Genomic DNA, 16,954 nt, shown 5'->3' with positions numbered 1-16,954 from the left:
TCTCGTTCACCAAAGGGTGGGATGCTGGTCAACGTGGCAGGAGATTTGCTGGCGTCTCACAACCGGGAGTACGACGTCGAACCGCCGTACGACATCGCCGCGGCCGGGGACCTTCCGGCGGACCGGTTCTCGGATCGCGAGCTGAGCTGGCTGGCGTTCAACCAGCGGGTGCTCGAGCTGGCCGAGGACGACCGGATCCCGCTGCTCGAGCGGGCAAAGTTCCTGGCCATCTTCGCCAGCAACCTGGACGAGTTCTACATGGTCCGGATCGCCGGCCTGAAGCGCCGGATCGCGGCCGGGGTCGCGGTCCGGGCGGCCAGCGGCCTGCTCCCCCGCGAGGTCCTGGACCGCAGCCTGGCCAAGAGCCGCGAGCTGATGGACCGGCACGCCGAGACCTGGCGGAAGTCGGTGCAGCCCGCGCTGGTCGAGCAGGGCATCGACATCCTGCGCTGGGACGAGCTGAGCCACGACGAGCGCGAGGACATGACCCGGTTCTTCCGCGACCGCGTCTTCCCGGTGCTGACCCCGCTGGCGGTCGACCCGTCGCACCCGTTCCCGTACATCTCCGGCCTGAGCCTCAACCTGGCCGTCGTGGTCCGCAACCCCGACACCGGCGGCGAGCACTTCGCCCGGGTCAAGGTGCCGCCGCTGCTGCCGCGGTTCATCCAGGTGTCCGAGGGCCGGTTCGTGCCGCTGGAGGACGTGATCGCGACCCACCTGGGGCAGCTGTTCCCGGGCATGGAGGTCACCCAGCACCACACCTTCCGGGTCACCCGCAACGAGGACCTGGAGGTCGAGGAGGACGACGCCGAGAACCTGCTGGCCGCGCTCGAGAAGGAGCTGCTGCGCCGCCGGTTCGGTCCGCCGGTCCGGCTCGAGGTGGAGGAGTCGATCGACCCGCAGGTGCGGGCGCTGCTGCTGTCGGAGCTCGGGGTCACCGAGGCCGAGGTGTTCGAGCTGCCCGGCCCGCTGGATCTCCGCGGCCTATTCGCGATCGCGAGCCTGGACCGCGCCGAGCTGAAGTACCCGGGCTTCGTCCCGTCCACGCACCCGCACCTGGCCGAGGTGGAGACGTCGAACCCGGCGGACATGTTCCACGCGCTGAAGCAGCGCGACGTCCTCGTCCACCACCCGTACGACTCGTTCTCGACCAGCGTGCAGCGGTTCATCGAGCAGGCGGCCGCCGATCCGCACGTGCTGGCGATCAAGCAGACGCTGTACCGGACCAGCGGCGACTCGCCGATCGTGGACGCGTTGATCGACGCCGCCGAGGCCGGCAAGCAGGTGCTGGTGCTGGTGGAGATTCAGGCCCGTTTCGACGAGCAGGCGAACATCAAGTGGGCCCGTCAGCTCGAGCACGCCGGCTGTCACGTGGTGTACGGCGTCATCGGCCTGAAGACGCACTGCAAGCTGTCGATGGTGGTCCGCGAGGAGCCGGACGGCCTGCGCCGGTACGCCCACATCGGCACCGGGAACTACCACCCCAAGACCGCGCGGCTGTACGAGGACCTCGGCCTGCTCACCAGCGACAAGGTGGTCACCGAGGACATCGCCCACCTGTTCAACCACCTGTCCGGGTTCGGCCGCAGCGCCGGCTACCGGCGGATCCTGGTCGCTCCCCAGTCGGTACGCCGAGGTCTCGTCGAGCGGATCGACCGCGAGGTGCAGCACCACCTGGCCGGCCGCCCGGCGCGGGTCCGTATCAAGGTGAACAGCCTCGTCGACGAGGCCCTGTGCGACGCGTTGTACCGGGCGTCCCAGGCCGGCGTACCGGTGGAGCTGTGGATCCGCGGCATCTGCACGCTCCGGCCCGGCGTACCCGGGTTGTCGGAGAACATCCAGGTCCGCAGCATCCTCGGCCGGTTCCTCGAGCACAGCCGGGTGTTCTGGTTCGAGAACGGCGGTGAGCCGGAGGTGTGGATCGGGTCGGCCGACCTGATGCACCGGAACCTGGACCGACGGGTCGAGGTGCTGGTCCAGCTGAAGGAGCTCGACCACGTCAGCGAGCTGCGGGAGATGTTCGACCTGGCCCTCGACGACGACACCGGCTCGTGGTGGCTGCAGCCGGACGACACCTGGCAGGCCAAGCTGTCCGGCCCGGACGGTGCGCCGCTGCGCGACCTGCAGGAGAGACTCATCGCCACGCGTGGCCGCCGCAGAACCGCTGATCCCATTACCTAGGGTTGATTCCATGACTGACCCGGCGACCGTCATCGCCGCCGGTGGTGTCGTCTGGCGGGACAGCCGCGGCACCCGGCAGGTGCTGCTCGTGCACCGGCCCCGGTACGACGACTGGTCCCTGCCGAAGGGCAAGCTGACCGCGAACGAGCACGTGCTGCAGGGCGCGCGGCGCGAGATCGAGGAGGAGACCGGGCTGCAGGTCGTCCTCGGTCCACCCCTCGGCGTCCAGCGCTACCCGGTCCGCAAGAACGGCGCCATCGTGGCGAAGCTCGTGCACTACTGGTCGGCGACACCGCTCGACGACACCGACTTCCAGCCGAACAGCGAGGTCGACGAGGTCGCCTGGCTCCCGGTGGACAAGGCCCGGGACAAGCTCAGCTACCCCCGCGACGTCGACATCCTCAACAACCTCGACCGCGTGATCCCGGTGGCCTCCACGCTGATCCTGCTGCGGCACACCGAGGCGGTGAAGCGGAAAGACTGGGACAGCAAGGACACGAGTCGCCCGCTCAGTTCGACCGGGACCGGGCAGGCCGAGCGACTGACCGCCGTACTCGGTGCACTCGGTGCCGACCGGCTGATCAGCAGCGACGCGGAGCGGTGCGTGGCCACGATCACGCCGTACGCCGCCTCGATCGACCGGCACATCCACCTCTGGCCGGAGATCTCCGAGCGGGGGTACGACGCCGACCCGGATGCGCTGGCCGGGTTGGCCGAGAAGGCGTGGAGGCCGGGCAAGGTCACGGTCGTCTGCTCGCACCGCCCGGTGCTGCCGGCGCTGGCCCGCGAGCTGGGGCTGCGGGTGGGGAAGTTCTCGCCGGGTGCGTTCGTGGTGGCGCACCGGTTGGGTGACGGACGTCTCGTCCACGAGCGGTTCAGCGCGCCGTAGGACGCACGAGCAGCACGGCTCGGTGACGATCCAGGCACAGCCGCGGGGGTGTCCGGATGACGCCGGGACCGGCGGGTATGTTCCTACCGAGGAACCTGGCGCCCCACCGGGCCCGGGTCTGAGGAGAGGTTCGGGGCGCACCATGACGATGATGCGAGAACTGACACTGATCGGGATCCGGATGGAATCGCCCAACCGGGCCCCGGTGATGATGCTGCGGGAGACCGAGGGCTACCGCTACCTGCCGATCTCCATCGGCTCGGTCGAGGCGACCGCGATCGCCTACGAGGAACAGGGCCTGCGGCCGTCGCGGCCGCTCACCCACGACCTGATGCGCGACCTGATCCAGGCGTTCGGGGTGCACATCGAGGCGGTCGAGATCGTCGAGTTGCGGGACGCCGTCTTCTACGCCGAGCTGGTGCTGGCCAACGGCGCCCGTGTGTCGGCACGGCCGAGCGACTCGGTCGCGCTCGCGGTCAGACTTGGAACGCCGATTCGCTGTACGGAGCAGGTACTGCGGGAGGCCGGCGTGGCGACGCCGGAGGAGGAACAGGCCGAGCTCGAGCGCTTCCGGCAGTTCCTCGACGGGGTGGCGCCGGAGGACTTCTCCAGCTGACGCCGGACGCCCGGCGTTCACGTCGATGATGTGCTGAGCGTTACCGAAACGTGAACCAACGGTCGTTTGCCTCGACGCAGAGTCACGGCTCTTAACTCAGTTCACCTATTGGCCGCCTGACGGCACGCCAAGCGTCGTCCACACGCTCGGAATCGTTCACCGCTCGTTCACCGGCGACGGGCCGGTCGGTCACCTCGTCTCCCTACCGTCTGTGGAAGTTCAGAAGTCTGATTCCCGCAGAAGGGCAACACTCTCGTGTCCGTCAATCGCCTGCTCCGCGTCGGCTCCGTCGCCGTGGCATCCCTCGGCGTCCTCGCTCTGAGCGCCTGTGGCAGTGACCCGGAGCCGTCCGGTTCCTCCAGCCCGGAGGGCTCGGCGTCGACCGCCGACTGCCCGCAGGGCACCCTGAACGCAGAGGGCTCCTCGGCGCAGAAGAACGCCATCGAGGAAGTCATCGCCAAGTACAACGAGAAGTGCGCCGACGTCACGGTGAACTACAACCCGACCGGTTCCGGTGCGGGCATCAAGCAGTTCAACGCGGCCCAGGTCGACTTCGCCGGGTCGGACTCCGCGCTCAAGACCGAGGCCGCCGACGGTGACTCCGAGGCCGCCGCCGCGGCCAAGCGCTGCCAGAACAACGCCGCGCTGAACCTGCCGATGGTCATCGGCCCGGTCGCGATCGCCTACAACGTGGACGGCCTGGACAAGCTGGTCCTCGACGGCGCCACCGCCGCGAAGATCTTCCAGGGCACGGTGAAGACCTGGAACGCGCCGGAGATCAAGAAGCTCAACCCGGACGCCACGCTGCCGTCCGCCCCGATCTCGGTCTTCTTCCGGTCCGACGAGTCCGGCACCACCGAGAACTTCACCAAGTACCTGGCCGCCGCCGGCGGTGGCGCCTGGACCGGCAAGCCGGCGAAGAAGTGGACCGGCACGGGTTCGGGCAAGGAGAAGTCCGCCGGTGTCGCCGAGGGCGTGAAGAGCTCCAAGAACTCGATCACCTACGTCGAGTGGTCGTACGCCGTCGACAACAAGCTCGGGGTCGCGCAGGTCGACAACGGATCGGGCACCCCGGTCGAGCTGACCGCCGAGTCCGCCGGTAAGGCGCTGGCCGCCGCGAAGGTGACCGGCACCGGCAACGACCTGTCGATGACGCTGGACTACGGGACCAAGGAGGCGGGCGCGTACCCGATCATCCTGGTCACCTACGAGATCGCCTGCAGCAAGGGCCTGCCGGCGGAGAAGACCGCTCTGGTGAAGAGCTTCCTCAGCTACTTCGCCAGCACGGACGGCCAGGCCTCTCTGACCGAACTGAACTACGCGCCGCTCCCGGACGAGGTCCGGACCAAGGTCGACGCCGCGATCCAGTCGATCAGCTGACGACGACACAGCAGTGATGCGAGCCCCGGCCGGTCCGAGTCATCGGAGGCGGCCGGGGCTTCGCCTCGTCGGACCCGCAGAAGTCAGAGCCCACGATCCAGGCGCTTGGAGCACCATCGATGAGTAGTCCAGACGGCACGGCACCGCCCGACCGGCCGGCCGGCGAGCCCGCCGCCACGCCGCCACCCCAGGCCGATCCCCAGACCGAGGATCTGGTGGTGGGAGAGCCCAGCGGGCCGGCACCGCACTTCGACGGACTGGCCGAGGCGCACGCCGACGGTCAGCCCCAGACCGCCACCGCGACGGCAACGGCCACCGCGCCCGGACCGAAGCTCGACCTCGGCCCGGTCGGTCACCTCGGTGACCGGCTGTTCGCCGGCCTGGCCAACACCTCCGGCGGCCTGGTGATCGCCATCGTCGCGTTCGTCGGTATCTTCCTGCTGGCGCTCGCGATCCCCTCCCTGGCCGACGACCAGGCGAACTTCCTGTTCTCCCGGGTCTGGGAGCCGGGCGGCGAGGAGCCCCGGTTCGGCATCGCCGCGCTGTTCTACACCACCGTGGTCAGCTCGATCATCGCGATGCTGATCGCGGTCCCGATCGCGGTCGGCGTCGCGCTCTACATCACGTACTACGCCCCGAAGCGGCTGGCCACCCCGGTCGCGCACGCGGTCGACCTGCTGGCCGCGGTGCCGTCGATCATCTACGGCCTGTGGGGCATCCTGTTCTTCGCGCCGATCCTGCGGCCGGTGATCGACGGGCTGTCCAGCGCACTCGGCTGGCTCCCGGTGTTCGAGAAGCCGCCGGGCGACAACGTCGGCGTGGTGTTCACCGCGTCCGTGGTGCTGGCGATCATGATCCTGCCGGTGGTGACCGCGATCAGCCGGGAGATCTTCGCCCAGACGCCGATCGAACACCGCGAGGGCGCGCTCGCTCTCGGCGCGACCAAGTGGGAGATGATCCAGATGTCCGTGCTCCCGTACGGGCGTTCCGGCGTGGTCAGCGCCTCGATGCTCGGTCTCGGCCGGGCGCTCGGTGAGACCGTCGCCGTTCTGATCATCCTGTCGGTGCCGAACGCCAATGACCCGTGGAACTCATCGATCTTCGCCGGTGGCGAGACGTTCGCGTCGAAGATCGCCAACAACGCCGCCGAGTTCGACTCGCCGGAGAAGACCGGCGCCTACATCGCCGCCGGCCTGGTGCTGTTCGTGGTGACCTTCCTGGTCAACTCCGCGGCCCGGATCATCGTGGCCCGCAGCGGCCCGGGCGGTAAGCGCACCCGCCGCAACCGCAGCGCGGGCGCAGCCGCCGCCAAGGAAGGAGCCGTCGCGTGACGACCCTCGCAGCCAACAAGCCGGCGTACGACGGTCAGGCGCTGGACCTGACCGGGAAGTCGGGCGCCCGGGCCTTCCGGAACACGCTCGCCACCGTCCTGATCACGTTCGCCTTCATCCTCGCCCTGATCCCGCTGCTGTGGATCCTCTGGACCGTGATCAGCAAGGGCTACAGCCTGCTGTTCGACGCGGGCTGGTGGGGCGAGTCGCAGCGCGGCGTCACCGTCCGGCGTGAGGGCGGCGGCGCGTACCACGCGATCATGGGCACGCTCATCATGGGCCTGATCACCGCGCTGATCGCGGTCCCGATCGCCATCCTCGGCGCGATCTACCTGGTCGAGTACGGCAAGGGCACCAAGCTGGCCCGCGCGGTCAGCTTCATGATCGACATCCTCACCGGTGTCCCGTCGATCGTCGCCGCGCTGTTCATCTACGCGGTCTGGATCACGGTGTTCGGCTTCAACCGGGTCGGCTTCGCCGTCTCGCTGTCGCTGGTGCTGCTGATGCTCCCGGTCGTACTGCGCTCCACCGAGGAGATGCTGAAACTGGTCCCGGACGAGTTGCGGGAAGCGTCGTACGCGCTCGGGGTGCCGAAGTGGAAGACGATCCTGAAGGTGGTCGTGCCGACCGCGTTCGGCGGCATCGTCACCGGCGTGATGCTCGGTCTGGCCCGGGTGATGGGCGAGACCGCGCCGCTGCTGATCCTGGTGGGCTACTCCAAGAACATCAACCTGAACCCGTTCGAAGGGTTCATGGGCGCGCTGCCGACGATGATCAACCAGGACCGGACCGAGCTGGCGCTGGAGCCGGCCGCGGACCGAGTCTGGGCGGCGGCACTGACGCTGATCCTGCTGGTCCTTACCCTCAACCTGCTGGCCCGGCTGGTCGCCCGGTTCAGCGCCATCAAGTCGAAATAGTCACGAGAGGTTCTGAGTCGATATGGCGAAGCGCATCGAGGTCAGCGGCCTCAACGTCTACTACGGCGATTTCAAGGCGGTCGAGGATGTGTCGATGACGATCGAGCCCCGCTCGGTCACGGCGTTCATCGGCCCGTCCGGCTGCGGCAAATCCACCTACCTGCGCACCCTGAACCGGATGCACGAGGTGATCCCCGGCGCTCGGGTCGAGGGCAAGGTCATGCTGGACCAGCAGGACCTGTACGCGACCGGGATCGACCCGGTGGCGGTCCGCCGGGTGGTCGGCATGGTGTTCCAGCGGCCGAACCCGTTTCCGACGATGTCGATCTTCGACAACGTCGCGTCCGGGCTGAAGCTGAACGGGGTCAAGGACCGCAAGAAGCTCACCCAGGTGGTCGAGCAGTCGCTCAAGGGCGCCAACCTCTGGAACGAGGTGAAGGACCGGCTGGACAAGCCCGGCGCGGGCCTGTCCGGCGGTCAGCAGCAGCGGCTGTGCATCGCCCGGGCGATCGCGGTCGAGCCCGAGGTGATCCTGATGGACGAGCCGTGCTCGGCCCTCGACCCGATCTCGACGCTGGCGATCGAGGACCTGATCGAGAAGCTGAAGGACCGGTTCACCGTCGTCATCGTCACCCACAACATGCAGCAGGCGGCCCGGGTCTCGGACCAGACCGCGTTCTTCAACCTGGCCGCGACCGGCAAGCCCGGCCGGCTGATCGAGATGGGCCCGACCAAGCAGATCTTCTCGAACCCGAACGAGAAGGCGACCGAGGACTACATCACCGGCCGCTTCGGCTGATCCGTCGCACCCACAGCTCGGCCCCCGCGATGCTCGCGGGGGCCGACTGCTTTCAGACGCAGAGCGTGCGGGCGAAGTTGACGCGGGCGAGGGTGTCGGCGACCTCGCGCGGCGAGCTCACGCCGACGTGGGTGTTGTGCGTGCGGTTGCCGTTCTGGACCGTGACCTGGACAAAGCCGGTGGTCTTGCGCTCCTTGCAGAGCAGGAAGAGCAGCCCGAGCAGGCAGGCGAGCGCGAACACGATGGCGAGGATGATCGCCCAGGCAGGGATCTTCTCCTCGGTGCGGGACATGTCCATCGCCGACCAGTTCGCGCCCTGGGTCGGCAGCACACCGGCCGGGGTGACGATCCGGTGCTGCTCGACCGAGATGTCGCCCACCGTGACCAGCACCGGCCCGGCCGGCAACGCCTGCAGGGGCAGCGATCGCGCCGGCTGGTAGGGCCCGCCGACCGGCGGCTGGTACGGCCCCGGAGGCGGTCCGTGCTGGGGTGATGGGGCCGCCTCGAACGTCGGTGTGGGCGGCTCGTACTGCACCGGAAGGTGGCGGGTGTCCGGTGACGGTTCGTACGGCGGCGGCTGAGCGGGTTGAGTCACCGGGCAACCTTAAGTGTTCCGGGATCCGGTGTGGGCGCGTGACCAGGAGCCTGTGGAAAAGATAGCCTGCGAGGATCCTCGACGTTCTCAGAAGGGACCGCGGTGAGCACTCCGACGCCTCCCGGCGACGACCGGAACGACCCTGACAGGCCGCAGGACACGCCTGACGAGACCCCGGGAGAACAGCCGAGTCAGTACGGCGAGCAGCCGGACCAGCCGAGTCAGTACGGCGCGGCACCGGATCAGCCCGACGACGACCGGCCGGGCCAGTACGGACAGCAACAACCCGGTGAGTACGGTCAACCCGGTCAATCCGGTCAACCAGGTCAGTACGGTCAGCCGGGGACGTACGGCCAGCCCGGTCAGTACGGCCAGGATCAGCCGGGTCAGTACGGGCAGGGGCAGCCGGGTCAGTACGGGCAGCCTGGGCAGTACGGGCAGCCCGGGTACGGGCAGCAGCAGGGTGGGCAGTACGGCCAGCCGCAGTACCCCGGTCAGCCTGGGCAGTACGGTCAGCCGGGACAGCCGGGGTATGGCCAGCAGGGGTCGTACGGTCAGCAGCAGCCAGGCGCCTACGGGCAGCAGTACGGACAGCAGGGCTCCTACGGCCAGCCCGGACAGTACGGTCAGGCAGGGCAGCCCGGACAGTACGGCGGTGGCTACGGCTACGGCACCGGAACGCCGCAGAACAACACCCCGCAGACGCTGGCCATCATCGGCATCGTCTGCTGGTTCTGCTGCAGCCCGGCCGCGATCGTGCTCGGTCTGATTGCCCAGAGCAAGTTCCGGGAGCAGGGCCGGCCGGACACGCTGGCCAAGGTGGCCTGGATCGGCGGCATCGTCGCCCTGGTGCTCGGGATCCTGTCCTACTCGCTGGGATGGGTCAACTACTGAGCTGAGCAAGGCTTACACGACCTGGGCCGCCCGGACGGTGGCCCAGGTCGATTCAGTTCAGGTTGCGGGCGACGCCGTACACGAGCAGGAGCGCGATCAGCGCCTTTACGGTCCAGTCGACCGCGCGCGGACTCATCCGGAGCCGGGGCAGCCGGACCAGCCGCAGCGATTCGAGCGACCAGGCAAGCAATTGGTAGCCGACGGCAACACCGATGAGCGGGCCGAGGACCAGCACGACGGAGTTGAAGTGCCAGGCGGCGCTCAGATCGCCGTGGAGCAGGGCGGCCGCCATCCGGGTCGAGCCGCACAGCGGGCAGTCCAGACCGGTGGTCGCGTGCAGCAGGCACGGGATCCCGATCCGGCCGCCGGACAGCTGGTAGACCACCGCGAGACCGAACCCGCCGACGCCGGTGGCGGCCAGCCCCAGCACCCGTCTGTCCACAGGCTGGACCGGCCCGGTCGGCCGCAGTACGACGCTCGGCGTATGGCTCACCGGACAACGGTAACTCTCATCACGTGGGATCCGTAGCCGGATCTGAGCCGTCGGACGATTAGCCTGCAACTCACCTCTCAACAGCAATCAGTAGAAGGGATCGTCGTGAGCAATCCGACGCCACCGCCGGGTTACGGCCCGCAGGACCAGCAGCAGTCCGGGCAGTACGGCCAGCAGCCTGGTCAGTACGGGCAACCCGGTCAGCCGGGTCAGCCGGGTCAGTACGGGCAGCAGCAGCCCGGCTACGGCGCCCCGCAGCAGTCCGGCTACAGCGCTCAGCAGCAGCCGGGCTACGGTCAGTCTGGTCAGTACGGGCAGCAGCAGCCGGGTTATCCCCAGCAGCCCGGGCAGTACGGGCAGCAGCCGGGTCAGTACGGCCAGGGGTACCAGCCGTACGGCCAGCCGGGCTTCGGTGCCGTTCCCGGCAACCTGGCCGCCTGGCCGAACCGGGTCGGCGGTGCGCTGATCGACGGTCTGATCGTCGGTGTCCCGTACGGCATCGGCAGCGCGCTCTCGGCGAACGAGAACCTGGCCATCGTGGCGATCGTCTTCTACCTGATCGGCATCGGCCTGGCGATCTGGAACGTCGTGATCCGCCAGGGCAACACCGGCCAGACCGTCGGCAAGCAGGTCCTCGGCCTCAAGCTCGTGGACGCGAACACCGGCCAGCCGGTCGGCCCGGGCAAGGCGTTCCTGCGCCAGCTGACCCACATCCTGGACAGCGCCGCCTGCTACATCGGCTACCTGTGGCCGCTGTGGGACGAGAAGAAGCAGACCTTCGCGGACAAGATCAACAACACCTACGTCATCAAGCTCTGACGTAGTCGCCGTACTCCGGACGCCGTGGCCTATTGAGGTCGCGGCGTCCGGCGTTGCGACCCCGGTCCGGGATACTCGTCCGGTGAGCAATCCTCCGTACGGCAATCAGCTCCCGCCCGGCCAGCCCGGCGGCCAGTACCAGCCGCAGGTTCCGCCCGGTCAACCCGGCGGCCAGTACCAGCCGCAGGGCTACAACCCTTACGGGCAAGGCCCATCCGGCCCGGGCTACGGCTACGGCTACGCGCCGCCCGGGCAGCTCGCCGGCTGGCCGATCCGCGTCGGCGCCTCGTTGCTGGACTCACTGCTCCAGTTCATCCCGACCATCACCGGGATCATCGTGTCGCTGGCGATCGACGGCGATCAGGAGCAGCTGGGCACCGGTGGCGCGCTCGCCATGGTCGGCGGCTTCGTCGTCGCGCTCCTGGTCTGGCTGTGGAACCGAGTCGTCCAACAGGGCCGCACCGGCCAGTCCTTCGGCAAGAAGGTCACCGGACTGAAGGTCGTGCACGCGGACACCGGTCAGCTGATCGGCACCGGCCCGACGATCGGCCGCGAGTTGTGCGCGGTACTGTTCAACAACATCTGTACTCTCAACGTGCTCTGGCCGCTGTGGGACGCCAAGCAGCAGACCTGGCACGACAAGGTCGTCAACGACGTGGTCATCCGCCTCTGATCCTGGAGAGCCGAAACAGCCGTGAGCACACCGACCCCACCACCACAGGACCGCCCACCCTACGGCGCGCCCCAGCCCGGTCAACCCCAGCCCGGCCAGCCTCAGCCCGGCCAACCCCGGTACGGTCAACCGCCGTACGGTCAGCCGCAGCCCGGCCAGCCGTACGGCCAACCGCAGTACGGACAACCGCAGTACGGTCAGCAGGGCTACACCCCGTACGGCCAGCCGCAGTACGGCTACGGCTACGGCGCCCCGCAGCCGCCGCTCGCCGACTGGGGCCCACGGGTCGGCGCATTCCTGCTCGACACCCTGATCACCTCGGTCCCGGTCCTCATCGGGTACGGCGTCTTCATCGCGAACATCGCGTCCCGCGCCGACAACACCTACCCGGACGACGACCCGGAGACGTGGGCGATCCTCGTCTTCCTGCTGAGTATCGCGATCAGCTTCGGCCTGGGCCTGTGGAACCGGGTCTTCCGCCAGGGCCGGACCGGTCAGAGTGTCGGCAAGAGCGTCGTGAACCTGAAGCTGGTGGACTCGAAGACCTTCCAGCCGATCGGAGCCGGCAAGGCGTTCCTCCGCGAGTTCCTGAGCGGCCTGTTCAACAACGCCTGCTTCCTGAACCTGCTGTGGCCGTTGTGGGACGACCAGAAGCAGACCTGGCACGACAAGGTGATGTCGACCTACGTGATCAGGAACTAGCGCGACAGCAGGAAGCCGGCGCAGGTGACGGACCAGAGGACACTGGTGAACGTACCGATGATGAAGCGCTCGGCGACCGCCTGCGGCGTGACGGAGGCCGGCTGGTCCGGACTGCGCAGCTCGGGATACCGGGCAAGTCCCTTGATGGCCAGCACGATCGCCAGGCCCTCCGGCCAGCCCGCGACCAGGGCCGCGTAGATGGCGCCGCGCTCGAGTGAACCGATGAGCGCGCCACCACGCAGTACCTCACCGGCCTTCTGGGTGGACTGCGCTCGCGTGTTGCCGCGGTCGACCAGAGCCAGCACAGAGGTCGTCAGCGGCCCGCCACCGGTGACCGCGAGGCCTCCGGCCAGCAGGAGCAGGACGTTCCACCAGCGCTCGGACCAGTCCTCGACACCGTCCCCGGCCAACAGCAGGAGGCCGACCGCAACCAGGCAGACCAGCATGACTCCGCTGAACACGATCTGCACCACGGAGCCGGCCTTGGGCACCCATGCGAGGACAGCGAGGATCAGACCGGCCGCGGTCAACGACAGGATCAGTGCCGTCACGCGGCCGCCCCAGCGCCCAGCAGCTCGGCTGCGAGCACTCGTCCGCGTTGTTCCTCGGCGACCCCGGCCGCCTGGGCCCGTTGCGTCACCGCCGACTGGCTGATCCCCAGCTTCACGCCGATCTCCCGCCTGGTGAGTCCTTCGGACAGCAGGTCCGCCACAGCCCAGCCACGCTCACTCCGGCGCCGCAGTACGGACGCCATCAGCCACAGCACCGTCTCCACCTGCTCGGCGACGCGTACGTCGGTGCCGACCACGTTGACGTGGTGCGGACTCGACTTCGCCCGGTTCACCGCCTCGCGCGCGTTCACGAACGCCTCGCCGCTGCCTGCCCTGGTACTGCGGGGCAGGGGCTGGGCGACGTCGCCGATGCCGAGACCGACGTACCACGTGTCCGAGCGCAACAGGTCGACGATCACGTCGACGGTCGCGCGTGCCTCCGAGAGCACCCCTTGCACCTCGTCGCCGGCCGTCCGCTCGAACTTGCGGAGCAGTCCGGGCCGCCTCGGCCGCCGGTTCAGGCTGTTCAGCAGCTCGGGTACGAGATCGGTCATGCTTCGGGAGCCCCGCTGATCTACCGTGAGAACGAAGACCACCGCCCTGCACCTCCTTCCCAACGCATTAAGGCTACAGTCTTATTCACGTAGAGTGAAGGAAAAAACCTGAATCGGTTCACCCGATCACTCCCAGTGACCGCCCCGCAGGCCCGCCGATGACCCAATTCTCCGCTGGATCCGGCCTGCTCGGCACCTCGACTCGCCCCGCGACTTCACTCCCCGTCAACACGAAGCGGACCGCCAGGCCACCACAATCGCCGTCTCCGGCGCACTCCACGCGGGCGCCCGCGAACGCGCGTGGATTGTGATGGCCTGGCGGTCCGTTACCTCAGTCGGCCAGCGGCAGGTACAGCTTCTGGTCGTGCGACCGGAAGGTCTCCGACATCTCCGCGAAGCCGGCCTCGATCGCCTCGGTCGAGGTCAGCCCCTTCTCCTCCGCGTACGCGCGGATGTCGGCGGTGATCCGCATCGAGCAGAACTTCGGACCGCACATCGAGCAGAAGTGCGCGGTCTTCGCCGGCTCCGCGGGCAGCGTCTCGTCGTGGTACGACCGGGCGGTGTCCGGATCGAGGGAGAGGTTGAACTGGTCCTCCCAGCGGAACTCGAACCTTGCCTTGGACAACGTGTCGTCCCAGGCCTGCGCACCCGGGTGCCCCTTGGCCAGATCGGCCGCGTGGGCAGCGATCTTGTAGGTGATCACGCCGGTCTTCACGTCGTCGCGGTCCGGCAGCCCGAGGTGTTCCTTCGGCGTGACGTAGCAGAGCATCGCCGTACCGAGCCAGCCGATCTGGGCCGCGCCGATCGCCGAGGTGATGTGGTCGTACGCCGGCGCGACATCGGTTGCCAACGGCCCCAAGGTGTAGAACGGCGCCTGACCGCAGAGCTCCTCCTCGAGCCGGACGTTCTCGGCGATCTTGTGCATCGGCACGTGGCCCGGCCCTTCGATCATCACCTGGACGTCGTGCTCCCAGGCGATCTTCGTCAGCTCGCCCAACGTCCGCAGCTCGGCGAACTGGGCCGCGTCGTTGGCGTCCGCGATGCATCCCGGCCGGAGCCCGTCGCCGAGCGAGAACGTCACGTCGTACGCCCGCAGGATCTCGCACAGCTCGGCGAAATGCGTGTACAGGAAGGACTCCTGGTGGTGCGCGAGGCACCACGCGGCCATGATCGAGCCGCCCCGGGACACGATGCCGGTGATCCGCCGCGCGGTCAGCGGGACGTACCGCAGCAGTACGCCGGCGTGCACGGTCATGTAGTCGACGCCCTGCTCGCACTGCTCGATCACCGTGTCGCGGTAGACCTCCCACGACAGCGCCGCCGGGTCGCCCTTCACCTTCTCGAGCGCCTGGTACAGCGGGACCGTCCCGATCGGCACGGGCGAGTTCCGCAGGATCCACTCCCGGGTCTCGTGGATATTCTTGCCGGTGGACAGGTCCATCACGGTGTCGGCGCCCCACCGGGTCGCCCAGACCAGCTTCTCGACCTCTTCCTCGATCGAGCTGGTGACGGCCGAGTTGCCGATGTTCGCGTTCACCTTCACCAGGAACTTCTTCCCGATGATCATCGGCTCGGACTCGGGATGCCGCCGGTTCGCCGGGATCACCGCCCGGCCGCGGGCGACCTCGTCCCGGACGAACTCCGGGTCGACGCCCTCCCGGACGGCGACGTACCTCATCTCCTCGGTGACGGTCCCGGCCCGCGCATGCGCGAGCTGGGTCAGCGGCTCGCGGCCGTCGATCCAATCGCGCCGCAGGGCGGGCAGACCGGCCTGTACGTCGATCGTCGCGGACGCGTCGGTGTACGGCCCGGACGTGTCGTAGAGGTCGAAGTGCTCGCCGTTGGTGAGGTGGACGCGGCGGGCCGGGACCCCCAGCTCGCCGCGGTAGATCTTCTCCGAGCCCGAGATCGGGCCGGTGGTGACAGACGGACGGACAGAATTTCCGATGGTTGTCACAGTGCTGCTCCCTACGCCGGAATTACCCGGACAGGTTCGGCGGTCGGCGGCGCCGGATCGTCCCAGCCGCCCTCTCAGCCCGCTACGGTGCGAGCTCCCGCGATCTCCAGTTGTCGCCGCCACTCTAACCTGCCGTCTTGACCGGGCCGGTAGCGTCGGGGGATGCGAGACCTCGTGTACCCGCCGGTGATCGGCTTCGCGAAGACGGCGTTCAAGGTGCTGGACCTGAAGTTCCAGCTGACCGGGACGGAGAATGTGCCGCGGACGGGTGGCGCGGTGATCGCGATGAACCACATCTCCTACGTCGACTTCGTGCTCGGCGGGTTCGGCGCGCTGCCGAGCAAACGGCTGGTCCGGTTCATGGCCAAGGAGGTGCTGTTCCGCAGCCGGGTCTCGGGTCCGCTGATGCGCGGGATGCACCACATCCCGGTCGACCGGTCCGCGGGGACGGCGTCGTACCGGCAGGCGATCGAGTATCTGAACGCCGGTGAGGTCGTGGGTGTCTTCCCGGAGGCGACGATCAGCCGGTCGTTCGAGTTGAAGGAGTTCAAGTCCGGCACGGTCCGGATGGCCGCGGAGGCCGCCGTACCGGTGATCCCGCTGATCCTGTGGGGGACGCAGCGGATGCTGACCAAGGACCACCCGCGCGACTTCTCCCGGCACCGGACGATCGCGATCACCGTCGGCGAGCCGATCACGGTCACGCCGGCCGACGACCCGGCCGAGGCGACCGCGCACCTGCGCTCGACGATGGCCGGCATGCTCGACCGCACGATCCGCGCCTATCCCGAGCAGCCGGCCGGCGCCTGGTGGCTGCCGGCGTCGTACGGCGGGAGCGCGCCGACGCCCGCGGAAGCCGACCGGCTGGACCGCGAGGAGCTGGCCCGCAGGGCCACACGCGGCAAGTAAACGCTTGGCTGTCCGGTCGTCGGCTATCGGACGACATCTTGACCCGGAAACGGCGTGACGGTACGAAGAGCATCTGTTGTTGAACGCGCAGGAACCTGGGGGGTCCCTGTGGTGCCGGCCGTGCGGTGGACCGCGCGGCCGTCGTACTCGGGTGGGCGGGGGATTTGGTGTTGGAGAGACCCGAAGAGCTGCATCTCTTCGAGCCGGGAACGATGACCGTGGCGCCGCACGTCGCGGAGGAGATCCCCGATGTCGGCGTGTACTTCCTCGACTGGGCCGTCCGCGGCCTGAACCCGGGCCAGATCCGGGAGGTCGAGGCCGCGATCAACGGCCGGCGCTGCCAGAACGGCTGGTTCCCGCTGGAGAGCCTGGACACCATCGGCAGCCGCGGCTTCTGGCGCGGCCCGCTGACGTACCTGGCCCGGATGACCGCGGAGGACGGCGCGATCGTCCAGGACTGGGCGTCCAGCCGGCTGGACGGGGAGCCGCGCCGCCGGATCGAGGCGACCGCCGACCATCTGCTCTTCCAGCAGGGCCACGCGGCCGCGGCCACCTGGGTGATGGCCGTCCGCCCGCAGGCCTACCTCGACCTGACGGAGCTGGGCGACCGCCTGGCCGCGGCCTGGAAGCGCAACCTCGGCTCGATCCGCCCCAAGGACGTCGCCAAGGCCGTACGGCGCTGGAACCGCTGACG

General features: G+C 68.8%; 18 protein-coding genes. 13 read left to right on the top strand and 5 right to left on the bottom strand.

Annotated elements, in window-relative coordinates; genetic code table 11:
- The first annotated feature begins 21 nt into the window (after positions 1-21).
- From ACQPYZ_RS04830 to pstB, 7 genes are all read left to right on the top strand, one after another.
- Positions 22-2,181: an RNA degradosome polyphosphate kinase gene (locus ACQPYZ_RS04830; RefSeq protein ID WP_433165632.1), complete on the top strand. Its 2,160-nt coding sequence runs from the start codon at positions 22-24 to the stop codon at positions 2,179-2,181.
- Positions 2,182-2,191: 10 nt separating this feature from the next.
- Complete coding sequence (locus ACQPYZ_RS04825) at positions 2,192-3,070, top strand: NUDIX hydrolase (RefSeq protein WP_433165630.1); 879 nt, start codon at positions 2,192-2,194, stop codon at positions 3,068-3,070.
- A gap of 142 nt (positions 3,071-3,212) precedes the next feature.
- Complete coding sequence (locus tag ACQPYZ_RS04820) at positions 3,213-3,686, top strand: bifunctional nuclease family protein (RefSeq protein ID WP_433165628.1); 474 nt, start codon at positions 3,213-3,215, stop codon at positions 3,684-3,686.
- A gap of 255 nt (positions 3,687-3,941) precedes the next feature.
- The gene (pstS, locus tag ACQPYZ_RS04815) at positions 3,942-5,066 is read left to right on the top strand and encodes a phosphate ABC transporter substrate-binding protein PstS (protein ID WP_433165626.1); all 1,125 of its coding nucleotides are present in this window, start codon (positions 3,942-3,944) and stop codon (positions 5,064-5,066) included.
- A gap of 257 nt (positions 5,067-5,323) precedes the next feature.
- Complete coding sequence (gene pstC, locus ACQPYZ_RS04810; protein WP_433169625.1) at positions 5,324-6,397, top strand: phosphate ABC transporter permease subunit PstC; 1,074 nt, start codon at positions 5,324-5,326, stop codon at positions 6,395-6,397.
- Positions 6,394-7,314 (top strand): phosphate ABC transporter permease PstA, encoded by a 921-nt coding sequence (pstA, locus tag ACQPYZ_RS04805; protein WP_433165624.1) that lies wholly within the window; start codon positions 6,394-6,396, stop codon positions 7,312-7,314. The genes pstC and pstA overlap by 4 nt, the downstream gene beginning before the upstream one ends.
- Before the next feature lie 22 nt (positions 7,315-7,336).
- Positions 7,337-8,113: a phosphate ABC transporter ATP-binding protein PstB gene (pstB, locus tag ACQPYZ_RS04800; RefSeq protein ID WP_433165622.1), complete on the top strand. Its 777-nt coding sequence runs from the start codon at positions 7,337-7,339 to the stop codon at positions 8,111-8,113.
- Positions 8,114-8,165: 52 nt separating this feature from the next.
- Here pstB and ACQPYZ_RS04795 read toward each other — a convergent pair whose 3' ends face one another.
- Complete coding sequence (locus ACQPYZ_RS04795; protein ID WP_433165620.1) at positions 8,166-8,708, bottom strand: hypothetical protein; 543 nt, start codon at positions 8,706-8,708, stop codon at positions 8,166-8,168.
- A gap of 102 nt (positions 8,709-8,810) precedes the next feature.
- Here ACQPYZ_RS04795 and ACQPYZ_RS04790 point away from each other — a divergent pair, with 102 nt between their 5' ends.
- Positions 8,811-9,602: a hypothetical protein gene (locus tag ACQPYZ_RS04790; protein ID WP_433165618.1), complete on the top strand. Its 792-nt coding sequence runs from the start codon at positions 8,811-8,813 to the stop codon at positions 9,600-9,602.
- A 52-nt stretch (positions 9,603-9,654) separates the two neighbouring features.
- On the opposite strand, the gene ACQPYZ_RS04785 is transcribed toward ACQPYZ_RS04790, so the two are convergent.
- Positions 9,655-10,095 (bottom strand): DUF2752 domain-containing protein, encoded by a 441-nt coding sequence (locus ACQPYZ_RS04785; RefSeq protein ID WP_433165616.1) that lies wholly within the window; start codon positions 10,093-10,095, stop codon positions 9,655-9,657.
- 105 nt (positions 10,096-10,200) lie between these two features.
- On the opposite strand from ACQPYZ_RS04785, the gene ACQPYZ_RS04780 reads away from it, so the two are divergent.
- The 3 genes from ACQPYZ_RS04780 to ACQPYZ_RS04770 all read left to right on the top strand — a co-directional run bounded on the left by ACQPYZ_RS04780 (position 10,201) and on the right by ACQPYZ_RS04770 (position 12,289).
- Positions 10,201-10,914 (top strand): RDD family protein, encoded by a 714-nt coding sequence (locus ACQPYZ_RS04780; RefSeq protein WP_433165614.1) that lies wholly within the window; start codon positions 10,201-10,203, stop codon positions 10,912-10,914.
- Between the two features lie 82 nt (positions 10,915-10,996).
- Positions 10,997-11,587: an RDD family protein gene (locus ACQPYZ_RS04775; RefSeq protein WP_433165612.1), complete on the top strand. Its 591-nt coding sequence runs from the start codon at positions 10,997-10,999 to the stop codon at positions 11,585-11,587.
- Positions 11,588-11,608: 21 nt separating this feature from the next.
- Positions 11,609-12,289, top strand: coding sequence for an RDD family protein (locus ACQPYZ_RS04770; protein ID WP_433165610.1), 681 nt, complete (start codon positions 11,609-11,611; stop codon positions 12,287-12,289).
- On the opposite strand, the gene ACQPYZ_RS04765 is transcribed toward ACQPYZ_RS04770, so the two are convergent.
- The 3 genes from ACQPYZ_RS04765 to thiC all read right to left on the bottom strand — a co-directional run bounded on the left by ACQPYZ_RS04765 (position 12,286) and on the right by thiC (position 15,351).
- A complete protein-coding gene (locus ACQPYZ_RS04765; RefSeq protein ID WP_433165609.1) occupies positions 12,286-12,840 on the bottom strand; it encodes a hypothetical protein in 555 nt (184 codons plus the stop codon). The genes ACQPYZ_RS04770 and ACQPYZ_RS04765 overlap by 4 nt on opposite strands.
- On the bottom strand, positions 12,837-13,394 hold the full coding sequence (locus tag ACQPYZ_RS04760) for a transposase (RefSeq protein ID WP_433165607.1): 558 nt from the start codon (positions 13,392-13,394) through the stop codon (positions 12,837-12,839). Before ACQPYZ_RS04760 ends, ACQPYZ_RS04765 begins: the two co-directional genes overlap by 4 nt.
- Positions 13,395-13,725: 331 nt before the next feature.
- Positions 13,726-15,351, bottom strand: a complete 1,626-nt coding sequence (thiC, locus tag ACQPYZ_RS04755; protein WP_433165605.1) for a phosphomethylpyrimidine synthase ThiC — start codon at positions 15,349-15,351, stop codon at positions 13,726-13,728.
- Positions 15,352-15,513: 162 nt separating this feature from the next.
- Between thiC and ACQPYZ_RS04750 the strand changes: the two genes are divergently transcribed.
- Together ACQPYZ_RS04750 and ACQPYZ_RS04745 are read left to right on the top strand one after the other, a co-directional pair.
- Entirely contained in the window at positions 15,514-16,260 is a 747-nt protein-coding gene (locus ACQPYZ_RS04750; RefSeq protein ID WP_433165603.1) for a lysophospholipid acyltransferase family protein, read from the top strand.
- Positions 16,261-16,427: 167 nt separating this feature from the next.
- Positions 16,428-16,952, top strand: coding sequence for a hypothetical protein (locus ACQPYZ_RS04745; RefSeq protein WP_433165601.1), 525 nt, complete (start codon positions 16,428-16,430; stop codon positions 16,950-16,952).
- Positions 16,953-16,954 lie beyond the last annotated feature (2 nt).

Source organism: Kribbella sp. CA-247076 (assembly GCF_050942445.1).
Taxonomy (GTDB): Bacteria; Actinomycetota; Actinomycetes; order Propionibacteriales; family Kribbellaceae; genus Kribbella.
This window is presented reverse-complemented; position numbering and strand designations above follow the sequence as displayed.